At 58.0% G+C, this 15,214-nt stretch carries 14 protein-coding genes; 6 read left to right on the top strand and 8 right to left on the bottom strand.

Annotated elements, in window-relative coordinates:
• Positions 1-109: 109 nt before the first annotated feature.
• The 4 genes from AC1DE4_RS08935 to AC1DE4_RS08920 all read left to right on the top strand — a co-directional run bounded on the left by AC1DE4_RS08935 (position 110) and on the right by AC1DE4_RS08920 (position 4,047).
• A complete protein-coding gene (locus AC1DE4_RS08935; protein ID WP_025659226.1) occupies positions 110-1,132 on the top strand; it encodes an extracellular solute-binding protein in 1,023 nt (340 codons plus the stop codon).
• Between the two features lie 103 nt (positions 1,133-1,235).
• On the top strand, positions 1,236-2,405 hold the full coding sequence (locus tag AC1DE4_RS08930; protein WP_192240478.1) for an ABC transporter ATP-binding protein: 1,170 nt from the start codon (positions 1,236-1,238) through the stop codon (positions 2,403-2,405).
• 56 nt (positions 2,406-2,461) lie between these two features.
• On the top strand, positions 2,462-3,241 hold the full coding sequence (locus AC1DE4_RS08925) for an ABC transporter permease (RefSeq protein WP_348648528.1): 780 nt from the start codon (positions 2,462-2,464) through the stop codon (positions 3,239-3,241).
• A gap of 2 nt (positions 3,242-3,243) precedes the next feature.
• Positions 3,244-4,047, top strand: a complete 804-nt coding sequence (locus tag AC1DE4_RS08920; protein ID WP_169680694.1) for an ABC transporter permease — start codon at positions 3,244-3,246, stop codon at positions 4,045-4,047.
• Positions 4,048-4,761: 714 nt separating this feature from the next.
• On the opposite strand, the gene AC1DE4_RS08915 is transcribed toward AC1DE4_RS08920, so the two are convergent.
• From AC1DE4_RS08915 to AC1DE4_RS08885, 7 genes are all read right to left on the bottom strand, one after another.
• The gene (locus AC1DE4_RS08915; RefSeq protein ID WP_169680696.1) at positions 4,762-5,940 is read right to left on the bottom strand and encodes a GGDEF domain-containing protein; all 1,179 of its coding nucleotides are present in this window, start codon (positions 5,938-5,940) and stop codon (positions 4,762-4,764) included.
• Between the two features lie 217 nt (positions 5,941-6,157).
• On the bottom strand, positions 6,158-6,316 hold the full coding sequence (locus AC1DE4_RS08910) for a zinc-binding dehydrogenase (RefSeq protein WP_477881096.1): 159 nt from the start codon (positions 6,314-6,316) through the stop codon (positions 6,158-6,160).
• A gap of 175 nt (positions 6,317-6,491) precedes the next feature.
• Positions 6,492-7,268: a MetQ/NlpA family ABC transporter substrate-binding protein gene (locus AC1DE4_RS08905; RefSeq protein ID WP_062375259.1), complete on the bottom strand. Its 777-nt coding sequence runs from the start codon at positions 7,266-7,268 to the stop codon at positions 6,492-6,494.
• A gap of 42 nt (positions 7,269-7,310) precedes the next feature.
• Positions 7,311-7,979, bottom strand: coding sequence for a methionine ABC transporter permease (locus AC1DE4_RS08900; protein WP_477881054.1), 669 nt, complete (start codon positions 7,977-7,979; stop codon positions 7,311-7,313).
• Positions 7,969-9,000, bottom strand: coding sequence for a methionine ABC transporter ATP-binding protein (locus tag AC1DE4_RS08895; protein ID WP_477881094.1), 1,032 nt, complete (start codon positions 8,998-9,000; stop codon positions 7,969-7,971). The genes AC1DE4_RS08900 and AC1DE4_RS08895 overlap by 11 nt, the downstream gene beginning before the upstream one ends.
• Positions 9,001-9,428: 428 nt before the next feature.
• Positions 9,429-9,779 carry a VOC family protein gene (locus AC1DE4_RS08890; RefSeq protein WP_477881052.1) on the bottom strand — a complete coding sequence of 117 codons (351 nt, stop codon included), beginning with the start codon at positions 9,777-9,779 and terminating at the stop codon, positions 9,429-9,431.
• A 5-nt stretch (positions 9,780-9,784) separates the two neighbouring features.
• Positions 9,785-10,297 carry a helix-turn-helix domain-containing protein gene (locus AC1DE4_RS08885; protein WP_192240475.1) on the bottom strand — a complete coding sequence of 171 codons (513 nt, stop codon included), beginning with the start codon at positions 10,295-10,297 and terminating at the stop codon, positions 9,785-9,787.
• 646 nt (positions 10,298-10,943) lie between these two features.
• Here AC1DE4_RS08885 and AC1DE4_RS08880 point away from each other — a divergent pair.
• Positions 10,944-11,588 carry a glutathione S-transferase family protein gene (locus AC1DE4_RS08880; RefSeq protein ID WP_477881049.1) on the top strand — a complete coding sequence of 215 codons (645 nt, stop codon included), beginning with the start codon at positions 10,944-10,946 and terminating at the stop codon, positions 11,586-11,588.
• A gap of 98 nt (positions 11,589-11,686) precedes the next feature.
• On the opposite strand, the gene AC1DE4_RS08875 is transcribed toward AC1DE4_RS08880, so the two are convergent.
• On the bottom strand, positions 11,687-12,706 hold the full coding sequence (locus AC1DE4_RS08875; protein WP_192240474.1) for a LacI family DNA-binding transcriptional regulator: 1,020 nt from the start codon (positions 12,704-12,706) through the stop codon (positions 11,687-11,689).
• Between the two features lie 142 nt (positions 12,707-12,848).
• Here AC1DE4_RS08875 and AC1DE4_RS08870 point away from each other — a divergent pair, with 142 nt between their 5' ends.
• A complete protein-coding gene (locus AC1DE4_RS08870; RefSeq protein WP_477881047.1) occupies positions 12,849-15,182 on the top strand; it encodes a family 78 glycoside hydrolase catalytic domain in 2,334 nt (777 codons plus the stop codon).
• The last annotated feature ends 32 nt before the right edge of the window (positions 15,183-15,214 follow it).

Below are 15,214 nucleotides of genomic sequence, written 5' to 3'. Positions count from 1 at the left end.
TCAGGATTGATGGAAGCGGTGCTTTGCTGCGAATGCGATGCCTCTAAAGTACCGGCATCGAGATGAACGGAAGTCCAACTGAAGTCACGCAGATACTTGGGAGGGTAGCATGATGAATAGACGACAATTTCTCGGTTCCACGGCGGGTTTTGCGCTGCTCGCGAGCCCGTTTGTAGCCAGAGCTGCCCAGCGGGAGCTTCGGATCGCGGTCTGGCAAGGCTATGCCGAGCCCGAATGGGTCAAGCCCTTTGAAGAAGCAAACGATGTCAAGGTCAACATCACCTACTTGACCTCCGACGAAGAGTTCTTTGCCAAGATGCGCGGATCGCAGGGAGCGGGTTTCGACGCTTTCTCCATCAACACGTCGCTGGTGCCGCGCTATCAGAAACTCGGTCTCGTCAAGCCGATCGACCCCACCAAGGTTGCGCGCATGGACCGCCTGAGCCCGGTCTACAAGAACGTCACTGACTTGAACATCGACAGTCAATTGTGGGGCATTCCCTTTGCCTGGGGCTCGCAGCCGCTAATCTACGACACAGCGCAGTTCGACCAGGCTCCCGACAGCTGGCACGTGATGTGGGATGAGGGCAATGCTGGGCAGCTCATTAACTTCGACGATCCGGGTACAATCACACTCGCTGCGTTGCTGCTCGGCTTTCCGAATCCTTACAAGCTCGAGCCCGATCAGTTGCAGGCCTGCAAGGCGAAACTCATCGAGCAGAAAAAGCTCCTAATGACCTACTACACCGGCTTCGACGACGGCGTGAAAATTTTTGCTGAGAATAAGATCAAGGCGATGCTGTCGATCGGAGAGCTGCAGCTCGTCAACCTCAAGAAGCTCGGTGTGGACGCCATGCTCACCATCCCGAAGGAAGGGGCAACCGGCTGGCTCGACTGCTGGGTCGTTTGCAATGGGGTCAAGGACGTCGATCTCGCGCACGCCTGGATCAACAACTGCATGGCCGACGAGGTTGGCACGGTACTTTCCACCAAGTTGAAATACGGCAACACGACCAACCAGAAAGCCAATGAGGACAATGGCCTGACCTACGCCGACAAACTGTTCTTCGCGCAGCAGGCGGAAAACCAGGAGGCGCGAACAGCCTTGTGGAACGAGATCAAGGCGGCTTAGAAAATCGACGGGGGGTGATGCTCATGCATCGCCCCCGATCCTCTTTCACAATACCGCTCGGCGGTGCACGTGGTCGTTAGACGCAAGAAGGGAAAGCGGCGCGATGTCGTCTCTTGAAGGAGAGCAGGATCTTGTCCTGCGCGGAGTGAGCAAAAGATATGGACATTTGCAGGTCCTGCAGCCGACCGAGCTTCATGTCCGATCGGGTGAATTCCTGACGATCGTCGGATCTTCGGGGTCCGGCAAGACGACCCTCTTACGGATGATCGCAGGCTTTACCAACAATACCTCCGGGGAGATTCTGTTTCAGGGACGCGACATCACCAATGTGCCGACCCACAAACGCCCCTTCAACACGGTCTTCCAGGACTACGCGCTTTTTCCGCACATGACGGTAGCCGAGAACATCGGTTACGGGCCGATGATCCGCCGCCAGCCGCGTGAGGCGATCACCCGCAAGGTCAACGAGGCGCTGTCGATCGTAGGCCTGCAGAAAATGATCGACCGTATGCCGTCGCAGCTCTCTGGCGGGCAGAAACAGCGTGTCGCGCTTGCCCGTGCACTCGTTTGTGAACCTAAGGTGCTGCTGCTCGACGAACCTCTTTCCGCCCTCGATGCCGAAATGCGCTATCAGATGCAAACCTTCCTCAAGGATCTGCAGCGTCGTGTTGACACCACCTTCATTCTCGTCACACACGATCAGGAAGAGGCGATCACGATGTCCGATCGCATTGCGGTGATGAGCGCAGGCCGGATAGAACAGGTCGGCGACCATCGCGAAGTCTACTACGCGCCGAAAACGCCGTTTGTCGCGAGCTTCTTCGGCGATACCAATCTAATCGCCGGGACCTTGACTCCCGATGGTGGCCTTCAGACGCCGCTTGGCCTGCTTGCCGACGTCGCCGCAAGGGGACCGCGCAAGGCAAAGGTAATCGCCTCCCTTCGCCCAGAGGCCATCCAGCTTAGCGCGGCAGGCAGAATGGATGCTGGTATTCAGCGCGAAGGCGAGAGAATCTGTATTTCCGCGCGGATTCGGAGAACCATCTTCGCAGGCCCGCTGACACGCGTCGTTGCAACCTGCGACGATCATCCCGAGATCGAATTTCTGGTCAAGGTCACGAGCGGCGATTTGCCGGTGTCGAGCGTGCCGGGGACTTCGGTTCGACTTCGCTTTTCTGCCAAGGATCTGGCAATTGTTCCGGTCGATGGTGACGAAGCCGCATCTGCTGCCGGACATCTTAAACTTGTCGCGGCTTCGGAAGGTGCGAGATGAGGTCGGGAGCACGTCTTTTCCTGTTTCTGATCGCCGCGGCGGGTCCGGTTCTGTTGGTGCTGTTGCCGCTCAGTGGCTTTGTCTTGAATTCGTTCTATTCGATGAACGGCAGCGAAATCGTGCGAGGTTTTTCGGCCGGCAACTACGTCCAGTTCGCCAACAACCAGGCCTATGTCGGGGTCCTTTGGCACACGATCTGGCTTTGCGGCCGTGTCGCCCTAATCTGCCTATTGCTGGCCTATCCGCTGGCCTGGTATGTCTGGCAGCAACCGGAGGCTAAACGCTTTCCACTGTTGCTGGTGATCATCTTGCCGCTGTTCATGAGCTATATTGTCAAGCTGTTCACGATGCGCTCGCTTCTAGCGGTAACCGGGTTAATGAATGAGCTGTTGCTCGACGCCGGTTTTCTCGCCAAGCCGACGACGGCGTTTATGTTTAATGAAAATGCTATCCTCCTGACGATGGTCGCGATGTACCTGCCGTTCGTGTTCCTGCCGATATATCTGGCCTTGGAACGCATTCCCGAATCTCTTGTACAGGCATCGGCCGATCTCGGCGGCACGCAGGCGACTACCTTCCGCCACGTGGTTTGGCCGCTCTCCGTTCCTGGCGTCATATCCGGAGCAATCTTCGCTTTCGTCCTGTCGCTCGGCGATTACGTGACACCGCAGATGGTCGGTGGTCCGAACGGCTTTACCTTCGGACGCGTGATCTTCTCTCAGTTCGGTGCCGCCTATAACTGGCCGCTGGGTGCTGCACTCGCGGTCGTCCTGGTGATCGTCAGCGGAGCGGCCATCCTGTCGGCAGGGCTAGTTTCCAAGAAGGGTGAGGCATAGCAATGAGGTCCAGCGGAGGAGAGAAATTTGTCTACGGGCTTTGCGCGGTCCTGTTTGCATTGACGGTGTTGGTTCTCTATGCGCCGATCCTCGTCAACGCGTTGCTTTCGGTGGTGCCGCGCAAAGCTGGCTCGCTGCATTGGGCGGAAGCCGGCGGCGGTGCCTATCTTGAGCTCTTCGGCAACGTTGACCTCATGCAATCGCTGTTTGCCAGTGTCATCGTCGCGGTTTCGGCTTCGGTCCTGTCGAGCGTGATCGCGGTCGTGATGGCGCTCTATCTCGACAGCAGGTTCGCTTTCGGTCGCCGGGCCATCGAGACCCTGATCTATCTGCCCTTCATCATGCCGTCGATGATCACCGGGCTGGCGCTTCTCATCTATTTTACCGCTTTGAAGGTGCCGCTCAGCCTGGCGACAGTCACTCTCGGGCACACGATATTCGTCCTGGCAATAGCCTATCGCCTGACAAGTGTGCGGCTCACCAATCTGTCACCTTCGTTGCGCGAGGCGTCAATGGATCTCGGCGCCAATGGCTGGCAGACCTTCCGCCATATTATCTTCCCACACCTTCAGCCTGCCATCCTGTCGGGCGTGCTATTCGCAGCGGCGATCTCCATCGACGAAACCCTGATTACACTGTTCCTGTCTGGGGATCGCATGACGCTTCCCATCCGTCTTTGGTCGATGCTACGCGTCGGCTTTACGCAAGAGATCAACGCCTTGGTAACACTCGTCATCGCGGGCACACTTGTGGTGGCACTGTTCGGCCTGCGCGTCTGGAAGAAGGACGGAAAGCTTGAATTTTGAGACTGAGTGGACCTGTTCCTCCTTTACGGTCCATTCACGTCCGGTATCCATCGTCGCGACCGTCAAGCGATGACCTGTATTTTGTGAGCGCGAAACACGGCACAATCGATACTCTATGACTGCTCGCCAGCGAGATCGGGCGGCGGGTCGTTCCGAGGCTTGGCGCCGACTACCGAAGCGGTCAAATATGAAAAACAGCACGCGGGGCTATGTGCCCGCTCAAGCACCGTTACTTGTTTTCTGATGGGACGACTATCCAATTTGATTGTGTCTACACGTGTAATTGGAGCAGGCTCTGCGCGCTGGTTTGTCACCGGAGGATGCTACGAAGCCTAACCGGTGGAAGTTGGCGCGTTGCCGATTGATATCGTTGGCGTCGTGTCGAACCACACTCGACTACCCGACGAGGGGCAGATCATCGAACAGGATGCCGCCGCGTCATCCCATGCCGGGTCGTCGTGCGACCAGGTAGTGATCGGCCGCCCTGCGAGAGCCAGGTCTTGGCGGCGATCTATGCACCTCCATCACAGTCTCTTCATGAACGGGAAGAAAAAGACAGTCTTTCCGCCAAGCCCGGATCCTTCAACGAAGAGCGTATGAGGTGGGGGGCCGCGCCTCCTCGGATTTTGCGATATAGTCTCACGGAGGAGGTGAAGCAGCCGTTGCTCTGGATGTCGAGTAAACTGAAAATCCGTCCGGTCCGAAGGCCTGTTCTCATGTCACCAACCGAATATCCGGCGACGCAGAGCGGGCTTGTCTAACGCAATCTCTCCCGGCTCGCTTTGCTTCGTAAAGCGCCATGTCGGCCCGGCGCATTGCGTCGTCAAGGCTTTCTCCGACGGGAATTTCGGCAACACCGAAGCTGGCACTGACGGTCAGTGTTGGAGGCAACCCCTCCACAGTGATCCCCGTCGCTCCGCGTCGTACAGAGCTGGCAAACAGCATGGCCGTTTCGACCGTTGTGTTCGGCATGAACACGGCAAACTCCTCGCCTCCAATGCGCCCGACGATGAAATTCGGCGCGGCGCCGGATTTCAGGAGGTCAGCAAAGGCGCGGATCACCTTGTCTCCGGCATGGTGACCGAACGTGTCGTTGATGCTTTTGAAGCGATCGATATCGCAGGTCATGACGGAATGCCGGACGGCAGGGGCGACAAGGCGGGCAGCGGCGACACCGTTCTCGAAACCGCGGCGGTTGGCAAGATCCGAAAGTACATCCCTTTCGGAATTGCTGCGTTCATCGGCCATGATATCGAGGACGAGGACCGAAAGCAGTGTCAGACCAACTGCCACGATCAATACGGCAGTCGATCCCTGTGAAATCAATGCGTAGTTTGTATGAATATAGTCAGTTGCCGCCGCGCCGGCACCGGCGGTCACTGCCAGACCAGCCTTTGCAAAGAAATGTAGACCGGTTGCGGTAAGCAGATAGCCGAGGACCCGATCGATCCTTGCGCGGCGCCGTGACGCGAAGACCGCAGCAGCGCTGGTGAGAATGACCAGCGCAAAAGGTGTTTGATAAGATAAGGCGTGCCGAAGCGTGCTACGCGGCAGGCCATAGATAAACAGATCAAGTAAGATGCAAAGGGTGAAAAAAGATATCGCCCAGAATGGCGCGATCCGCACGCCGTAAAGCTCGCCAATACCAAAGCGCAGCAGGATCATGCCACCAAGCACAGTTGCAAATGCCAAAACTGCGAAGAGCTTCGACAAATCTGTATACGCAACGAAGAGTTCACTGATGGCAGAAAGAGAGGCGACAGCAAAACCTGCCGAGAACCATAGCGCAGCCTGGCGCGACTGGCTGCGCACCGCCACGACGGCGAACACCAGCGCAAAGCAGATTGCGATGATGAAATTCACCACAAGGAAGAAAACTGCTCCATTCACCATTGCACAAGAATCCGCTGCCAATCCCGCCGAAGCTTCAGTACAAGTGTCTTAATAAACTGTGAAACACGACATTGTTAAGTGGGTGGCTTTCCGGACATTCTCGGCGTGACCTGCGATCCGCCTCACGATACCTGAGCTCTGGCGAAGATCGACCCGATGACCAGTCGGGGTGGGGGCGATCCCCCCGGCTAGCAAACCGGCAACTATGGGGAGCGTTTCAAGGTTTCGCAGGTCCGATGATGATGATGATGATCTTCCCAACGACAGTTCCCCGCTCCAGAGCGATATGAGCTTGCGCCGTTTGGTCCAGCGGTAGAGTGAGCCCGATCATCGGGCGGCAGGCATCATCTTCAAGACAGTCTGTAGTGTCGGCGATCGCGGCTTCCTTAAATGTGATCGGACTTTACCGCCCAACATCGATCTTCGTCACGGTAACACAGCCTTCGGTGAACGCCGGTCCTATTTTGGCGAAGACAAAATGCCCCTGATCAACGAAAAACGGCCCGGCGGAGCCGAGCCGTTTCACTGTGTTGGCCCGATAAAGCAGGATCTTACCAGGACGGGATCAGGGCGCCCTTGAACTGCTCGTTGATGAACTTGCGGATGCTTTCATCATGGTAAGACTCGACCAGTGTCTTAGCCCAGGGCGCGTCCTTGTCGGCGGCGCGGACGACGATGACGTTGGCATAGGGTGACTTTTCGCCTTCGATGGCGATGGCGTCGGTCTTGGGATGCAGGCCGGCTTCCATGGCGTAGTTGGTGTTGATGACGGCGGCATCGACGTCTTCAAGCGAACGCGGCAGCTGGGCGGCATCGATTTCGGCGAACTCGATGTTCTTCGGGTTCTCGACGATATCGGCAACCGTCACCTTGATGCCCGGGTTTTCCTTGAACTTGATCAGGCCCTTGCTAGCCAGAACCAGAAGCGCACGACCGCCGTTGGTCGGGTCGTTCGGGATGGCAACGGTAGCGCCGTCCTTCAGTTCGTCGAGGCTCTTCACCTTCTTGGAGTAGACGCCCATCGGCGTGGTGATGGTCGTGCCGATGCTGACGAGATCGAACTTACGGTCGGCAATCTGGTTGTCGAGATAGGGCTGGTGCTGGAACGAGTTGGCCTGGATGTCGCCGTCGGCCAGCGCCTGGTTCGGCACGACATAGTCGGAGAACTCGACGATCTCGATATTCAGACCCTTGGTCTTGGCGACTTCGGCGACCTTTTCCATGATCTGGGCGTGCTCGCCTGGCGTGACGCCGACCTTGATATCCTCGGCGAAGGCCGAGCCGGCTGCAAAGGCCGCAATCGCGGCGGCGATGATGAACTTTTTCACGGGAGTCTCCTTGGTATGTTTATTGGATATGCGAATTAGAGATCAGTTCTTCCGGTTACGCTTGTCGAAGCGGCGGGCGAGCCCGTCGCCGGCGCTTTGCACGACCTGCACGAGCACGATCAGCACCGCGACGACGAGTACCATCATCTCCGGATTGAAACGCTGGTAGCCAAAGCGGATGCCGAGGTCGCCCAGGCCTCCGCCGCCGACGGCCCCGACCATAGCCGAGTAGCCGATCAGACTGACGATGGTCATCGTCAGCGCCATCAGGATGCTGGGTCGCGCCTCTGGAAGCAGCACTTTGTAGACGATCTGGGATGGCGTTGCTCCCATGGCGCGGGCGGCCTCGATCAGGCCCTTGTCGACCTCGCGGATGGCAGATTCAACGAGGCGCGCGAAGAACGGAATGGTGGCGATGGTCAGCGGCACGATCGCTGCCCAAGTGCCGATAGAGGTACCCGTCAAAAGGCGCGTCAGCGGCACGATGGCAACGACCAGGATGATGAACGGCGTCGAACGAGCGGCGTTGACGACGAGGCCAAGCACGCGATTGGTTCTCGGTGCCGGAAACAGCTCACCCTTACCTGATGTGGCGAGAAAGACACCGATCGGCAGGCCGATGATCGAGCCGACGATGCCGGCAACGAGGACCATTTGCAGGGTCTGCATCAGCGCCTTGGAGAGGAGGCCGAAAATCATATCAGGCGACATAGCCGAGCACCTCCGTGGTAAGGCCCGTTTCGGCATAGAAGCGGTTAGCCCGGGCGACGACATCCGGCTCCGCCGAATAGGAAACGACAAGTGAGCCAAAGGGCTCGCCCGATATCTCCTCGATCGCGCCAGCGAGAATATTGACGTCGGAGCCGAGCTCGGCGACAAGCCGGCCGGTCAGAGGTTGAAAGGCCGTGTCTCCGAAGAACACCAGCCGGACGAGCACACGGTCGCCGGCCGATGGCTGCGACTTGACGGCGGAGCGCAGCCAGTTCGGCAGTTTCAGGGCCGAGGCGAGCAGCGTGCGCGTCGTCTCGTGCTGCGGGTTGGTATAGACGTCGAAGGTACGGCCGGATTCGACGATGCGGCCGGCATCGATGACAGCCACATGGCTTGCGATGGTTTTCACCACCTCCATTTCGTGGGTGATCAGGAGAACGGTGAGACCGAGATCGGCATTGATCCGCTTCAGGAGCTCGAGGATCGACTGCGTTGTCTCCGGGTCGAGCGCCGAGGTCGCCTCATCGGAGAGCAGCAGCTTGGGGTCCGTCGCCAGAGCACGGGCAATACCGACGCGCTGCTTCTGGCCGCCCGAGAGTTCGGAAGGATAGCTGCCGGCCTTGTCACCGAGGCCGACGAGGTCGAGCAGCGGCCCGACCTTGGCACGGATCGCCTTCTTTTCGACGCCTGCAATTTCCAGCGGCAGCGCCACATTGTCGAAGGCGGTGCGCGACGACAGTAGATTGAAATGCTGGAAAATCATGCCGATCTGGCGGCGCAGGCCACGCAGGCCGTCCTCACCAAGCGCGCCGACGTCGACACCATCGACGAGCACCTTGCCCGACGTCACGCTCTCGAGCCCGTTGACCATGCGGATGAGCGTCGATTTGCCGGCGCCAGAGCGACCGATTATCCCGGTGATGGCGCCGCGTTCAACTGTCAGATCGACGCTTTCGACGGCGGTGAAACCACCTTCGCCCTCGGGCCCGTAACGCTTCCCGGCGCCCTGGAAGGCTACCATCGGTACCGAATGTGCCACGGCGACCGGATCGCTTCCGGTTTGGCCGTCCGGCGCGGCGTATGTAGCGCCTGCGCGGCCCGCATGTTGGCTTGTCATGCTATGCTCTCAGATGTTGGTCTTCACAAACTGGGGGCTCTATAACCGCAAATGTACAAATTAGCCAATCCGCTGCACCTTCGAATCCAAACACGTTCTGACAGATGGTTTCAGCAATGAGGATGCTGTTTTCTTCTGAAGTCGAGGCCGAAAGCTTAGGTTTCGGCGTCTCGGGATGGCGCCCAGACTTTACCGGCACGGTGCCTAGCCGCGTTGGCCGCCACTAGCAAATGGACGAGATATCGCTCGCGCATGTGAAATATAGCGAAAATCCAGCCGAACTCTTGGGGCTCCCGCAGGCGTTCATTGCGCGAGCGGACGTTACTCGAACTCTACGCCTCAAGTAGTTCGATCTTATGACCTTCAGGGTCCCTAATAACGCAACTGGTGCCCCAATCAGATTTGGAAGGGGGAGATATTATATCCACGGCGCTGCCCAGATTACTCAAGACTTTTGAGATCGAAGGGACTCGAAACCCTAGGCGAACCGCGGTCGTGTCTAAGCTCTCGGTGCCTTTGGGATAGATTTCAAAGACCGAGCCACCTGTCTTCGACACGAGATGTTCGGGGCCTGAACCGTGCTTCTCCCTTTGGAACTGAAAACCAAGAGTTTGGTAAAACGAAGCGAGAGAATCAGGGTCGCTTGCCCTGAGGACGACCAGATTTAAAGTTGGAGCCTGCATTGGCATCATCCTACCTGGGAAGTTGGAATCTCTAGCCGGGCTTCCATTTCGTCGAAGACAACGCGCATCTCAAGGCGGCCACCCATCGCGGCCACATGCTTCGCCAGAGTTTCGAACTTGATGTTTTCCCGCTTCTCGATTCTGTTGACCGACGGTTGCTTGATCGAAAGAGCCTTAGCGAGCTCTACCTGCGACAGGTTGTTGAGCTTCCGCATGTCCACGAGAGTGAGGTATCCAATAGATCCCGACTTTTCGAATTGTCTGAATAACTGATCGACCCGATTAGCAGCCTTTTCCGCGTTTCGGTAGACCTCATCAGGTCTCTGTCCGTACGCATCGTCGGAAATGAATAGCCCTAGTCCAGCATGCGGGCGGAAGGAGATTTGCGTGGAGAAATCGTTCCTTGTGATGTCCAGAAATGTCTCGCCGTTCGGATCATCAGGAGCGTCAGTTTCAACGGCGAACCCAAGCTCTTGGAGGTGAGCGACTGTATCAGTCAAAAGGCTAGTTGCTGTCATATCGCCAATCCTTCTCTATTCGCGCCCAGCTTTTCGAGAATTACAGTTTTTTGAAACCCTATTGTTTCAATCCGTATAGCGCCATTTGCTCCGATGATCGTGTTGTGCTCTGGATCGATACCGGATGGCGCCTGGATGGCCCGGTACTTTCCGGGCGTTGTCAGCTTGTGGAGGGTACATTCGTCCATCCGTCTGAAAAGCTGAGGGGTTGGAGGCAATGCCGGAAAACTCGTCTTCAACGCCGTCGAGGGTCTCGCGGATAAGTTCAAACGCCTCATCATGTGTTCCTGCTGCCTCCGCGCCGGCCAGCCGCTCAACGAAGAGCGTGAATCGCTCTTGCTTAGTCCTCATATAATGCCCTCAAATATACTCTGCAAGGTATAATATGGTTCTTTTCTTAATGTGCCTACAGCGCGGGCGATAGGCCTAACGCGCTAAACCTGACCTGGCCGCGCCTCGCCGGACGAGGACAAAACCCTTGTGCCATTGGCTCCCCAGGGCGGGCGGAGGAGAAAACGTGCTTCGCGCCGTCACTACACTTCTGTGGGATAGCTATGTCGCGGGCCCAGCAGAATTTTCATCGCCATGTCGAAAGGCTCGGTCGTCGTTCGTCTTTTGCTATGAAGACGGTGGAGGCAAAGACCTAATGAAGATTTATTTCAGCAGAAACCCCAATCCGCGACTCGCTGTCGCCGTGGCGCGGTTCTTAAAAATGGACGTGGAATTCGAGTTTGCTGCACCAATGGCCCCAGGGCAGTCGGAGCGATTTTCTTCACTCAACCCAAACCTTCTGTTGCCTATCTTAGAGCATAGCGGTCGCACACTTTGGGAGACCGATGCGATCGCGTGCTGGTTTTCCCGTCGTGTCTGCTCGAATTTCTGGAGAACCGACGATCATGAGCCGGAAATGATACGCTGGATCAGCTGGGCGAAGGAGAATTTCGTCAAGGCCTGTGACGTCGTGCATTGGGAGCGAGGCACGAAGTTGCGTTATCGCATCGGAACCTGTGACGAGAGGATGGTTGAAGAGGGTCTTGGACGATTCCACAAGGCCGCCGGCATTCTCGAAAGCCAGCTTGCTGATCGATCGTGGTTGGTCGGCGAGACGATTTCCTTTGCAGATTTTCGGATGGCGACATTCTTGCCGTTCAACGACGCCGCGCGCCTCCCGATTGATCGGTATCCCGCGATAAAACGGTGGGCCGACCGTCTCGATGAGATCGATGCATGGCGCGATCCGTTTTCCGGATTGGAGGCGCCAGATTTGCCGCCGATTCCCAGTCCGTCCTGAGATCCGTCTCAGCGCCAACGAAAATCGCAGTGGATGCTGCAGCCGCTAGCGGAGCCTAGGGACCAATTGAACGAGACCCAAGCTTTTTCCTGGAAGCTTCACGTGCTGCCGCGCCATTCGATACGGGGTTCGATCAGGACGTGGCGAGCGTCCTTGCGTCCTTCTATTCGGCTAAGCAGCGCGTCGCTCGCGGTCCTGCCGAGTTCAGCGGCGTTCTGGTCTACACTTGTCAGGCCGACGAGCGGTATGGCCGCCATCGGCGAATTGTCGTAGCCGACAATTGCAAGATCTTCTGGGACCCGTATGCCACTCATGCGCGCGGCATTGATGAGTGGCACAGCATCGAGATCGGACCAGACGAAGACCGCGCGGGGACGGTCATTCAGGGCCAGAAAATCATTGATAGCGGCCCGGCGGTCGGATCCCACAAGCGGCAGACGGATGATGCGGGCCTCCAGGCCCGCAGCCTTCATGCCGTCAAGATAGCCCTTCTCGCGCTGGAGGGCGACGATGGTGGGCGGTGAATCGGCAAGGTCATAACCGAGCATCGCGATGTCGGTGTAGCCGGACCGCAACGCTGCCTCCACGGCGAGGCAGGCGCCCCGTCGATCGTCGGAATTGACCGTGTCATAGGTCTGCGCGTGCGGCTCATGGTGCGCGATGACGACGATCGGGATCTGGCGCGCATAGCGCTCCAGCACCTTGCTCGATATCCTGGGAGCGATGATGAGAACGCCATCCATGCGGTTGTCGATCATCGATTCGATCATGGAAGCTTCGATCGGGCTCGTGGAACGGCCGATGCCGATCAGTGCCTTGAAGCTGCTTTTCGCCAGCGTGGCATTGGCCTCCTCGATGACACCCGCCAGGAACGGGTTCGACAACTCGATCACCAGGACGCCAACCGTCTGCGTGCGGCCACGCATGGCTCGCGCTGCGACAGAAGGTCGGTAGTTCAATTTTTCGATCGAGATCTCGACCTTGGTTCGCAAGACCTCGCTCACTCCGTAAGCATTACGCAGAACTTTCGAGACCGCAGCGACGGAGACACCGGCATCGTGGGCCACGTCACGGATAGTGACCCTGTCTCTTGTCGCGTTAACGGTCTGATTTTTCATTCCAAATCGCCTCATTCCCCGGTGTTCGGAAAATTATAGACACAAAAGCTCTTGCGCGGCAATCGATAGTGTAGAATGATATACATAGAACGATACACACAAAGCAATCGCCGGAGGAATTGGCGATTGGGGGAGGTTCTAGATGAAGACTGTTTCGGCCCACGGCCTTGCCGGGGAAGACGGCCTTGCCGGTTCTGCGTTCCATTTTACAGCGTCGATGATCGGACCCGCCTGCGACGGTGGCCAGGCAACACAGGGCACATTCGTCGCGCGGGAATTCTCGCTCGATGTGGTTCCGGCCGAAGCAGTTCTTAGCATCTCGGCCCTCGGTCTCTACCGCGCCTTCCTCAATGGAAAACGCGTGGGTACCGATCTCTTGACCCCCGGCTGGACCTGCTACGACGACCGGATTGCCTATCAGGCCTACGATGTCGCTAAGCTCTTGCAACCCGGCAACAATCGCATCGAAATCTGGCTTGGCGACGGCTGGTATCGCGGCCAGTTGATGTGGGCATCCAACCCGATACTCAATTGCTGGGGCGACCGGACGGGGGCGATCGCAGAACTGCGCGCCGGCGGCGAGGTGCTCCTGAAAACCGACGAGAGCTGGAAGAGCGGCTTCACACCCGTAGTTCGCAACGGCATCTACTATGGCGAGGATTATGACGCCCGCATTCGTCCAAAGGACAGCTATGGCGTCGATGTGCTCTCCTTCGACAGGGCCTTGCTCGTCCCGCATGAGACTGGTGCGGTCAAGGAACTGGACGCTCTCTCACCGACCGACAGCTGGACGGAGGCCGATGGCCGCACTGTCTTTGATTTCGGACAGAATGCCGGCGCCTATGTCCGGCTGCGCCTTAAGGGTGTCGCCGGTGCAAAGGTGCGCGTCGAGCATTCCGAAGTGCTCGGCCCCGATCGCTTCTTCGACAATCGCAATTATCGCAGTGCGCGTGCTGAAGTCTCGTATACGCTTTCCGGGCAAGGCGAAGAGGATTATGCGCCGCTCTTCACCTTCTTCGGCTTCCGTTACGCGCGCATCACTGTGACAGGTGAGGCCGAACTCACCGCCATTACGATGGTGCCGATAACCTCGGTACCCCTGACTGCCGGCGGGTTTACCTCAGGTGTTGCGAGCGTCAACCGATTGGTCGAAAACACGATCTGGTCGCAGCGCTCGAATTTCATCGAAGTGCCGACCGATTGCCCGCAGCGCGACGAGCGCCTCGGCTGGACCGGTGATGCGCAGGTTTTCGCCGGAACGGCCTGCTGGCTTGCCGACAGCCACTCCTTCCTCAAGAAATACCTGCGCGATGTCATCCACGATCAACGGGCCAATGGGGCAGTGTCGCATTTTTCACCTGATCCGACGCGGCTCCATCCAATCGATGGCCGCGGTGACTGGGCGGGATCGACCGGCTGGGGCGATGCGATCGTCATCATTCCCTGGCAGCTTTACCTGCATTACGGTGACAGCGCTGCCTTGGAAGAGTGCTTCCCCGCAATGTTGCGCTGGCTCGATTATCTCTGGGGCATCTCTGATGGGCCGATCATCCGGCCGCCCGCGGTCTGGGGCGCGCACGGCTTCACCTTCGGCGACTGGCTTCAGCCGGTCGGGGATAACAGAAAGCCCCGCCCGACCATAGCAGATGATTGCGCAGCTACCCTTTATCACTTCATCTCAACGCAACTGACGGCAAAGATCGCCCGTATTCTCGGTGAGACCGTCGAAGCAACGCGGCTCGAGAAGCGTGCCGAGGAGATTAAGACAGCATTCAGACACGAGTTCTTCGCACCCTCCGGCCGCATTGCCCATAATGACCAGACCTCGTGGGCCCTGGCCTTCCTCTATGGCCTCGTTCCGCCGGAATACGAGGAAGCCGCGCAAGGCTACTTCCGTAGGGTGGCGGAGGAAACGGATGGCGTCATCGGTACGGGCTTTATCGGCACTCCCGCCCTGCTGCCGGCGCTGACCCGACTTGGTATGGTGGACGTTGCCGAGAAGATGTTCCTGAACCGGAAGGTTCCCGGATGGCTCTATCAGGTCGACCGCGGCGCGACTTCGATCTGGGAGCGATGGGATGCACTTTCCGAAGATGGCACGATCTATGATCCTGACATGAACAGCTACAACCACTATGCCTATGGCGCGGTCTGCCAATGGCTCTTCGAAGACGTTGCCGGGATCAAGCCGCTGGAAGACAAGCCCGGTTTCGAGGAGTTTCTTTTCGATCCCGCAATCTTGCCTGCTCTCTCGCCGGTTTCGGCATGGCATGATACGCGCTTTGGTCGGATCGAGGCTGGATGGACCCTGGAGGAAGGTTTCGTCACATGCCGCCTGGTGCTGCCGGAAGGCGTCACTGCGCGTCTCGAGGGGAAAAGCGAGCGCAAATCGCTACAGGCCAATGGCGCCAATGTAGAGCAAGGCGAGGAAATCAAGCTCGGCGCGGGGGAGCATAAGATTACGTTTTCCAACTGATGCAATTTGCCTGCAGGTCTTCGATTTGCGGG

This window comes from Rhizobium sp. 10N414 (genome assembly GCF_056394785.1).
The sequence above is the reverse complement of the archived record's forward strand: the minus strand, read 5'-3'. Positions and strand labels throughout refer to the sequence as shown.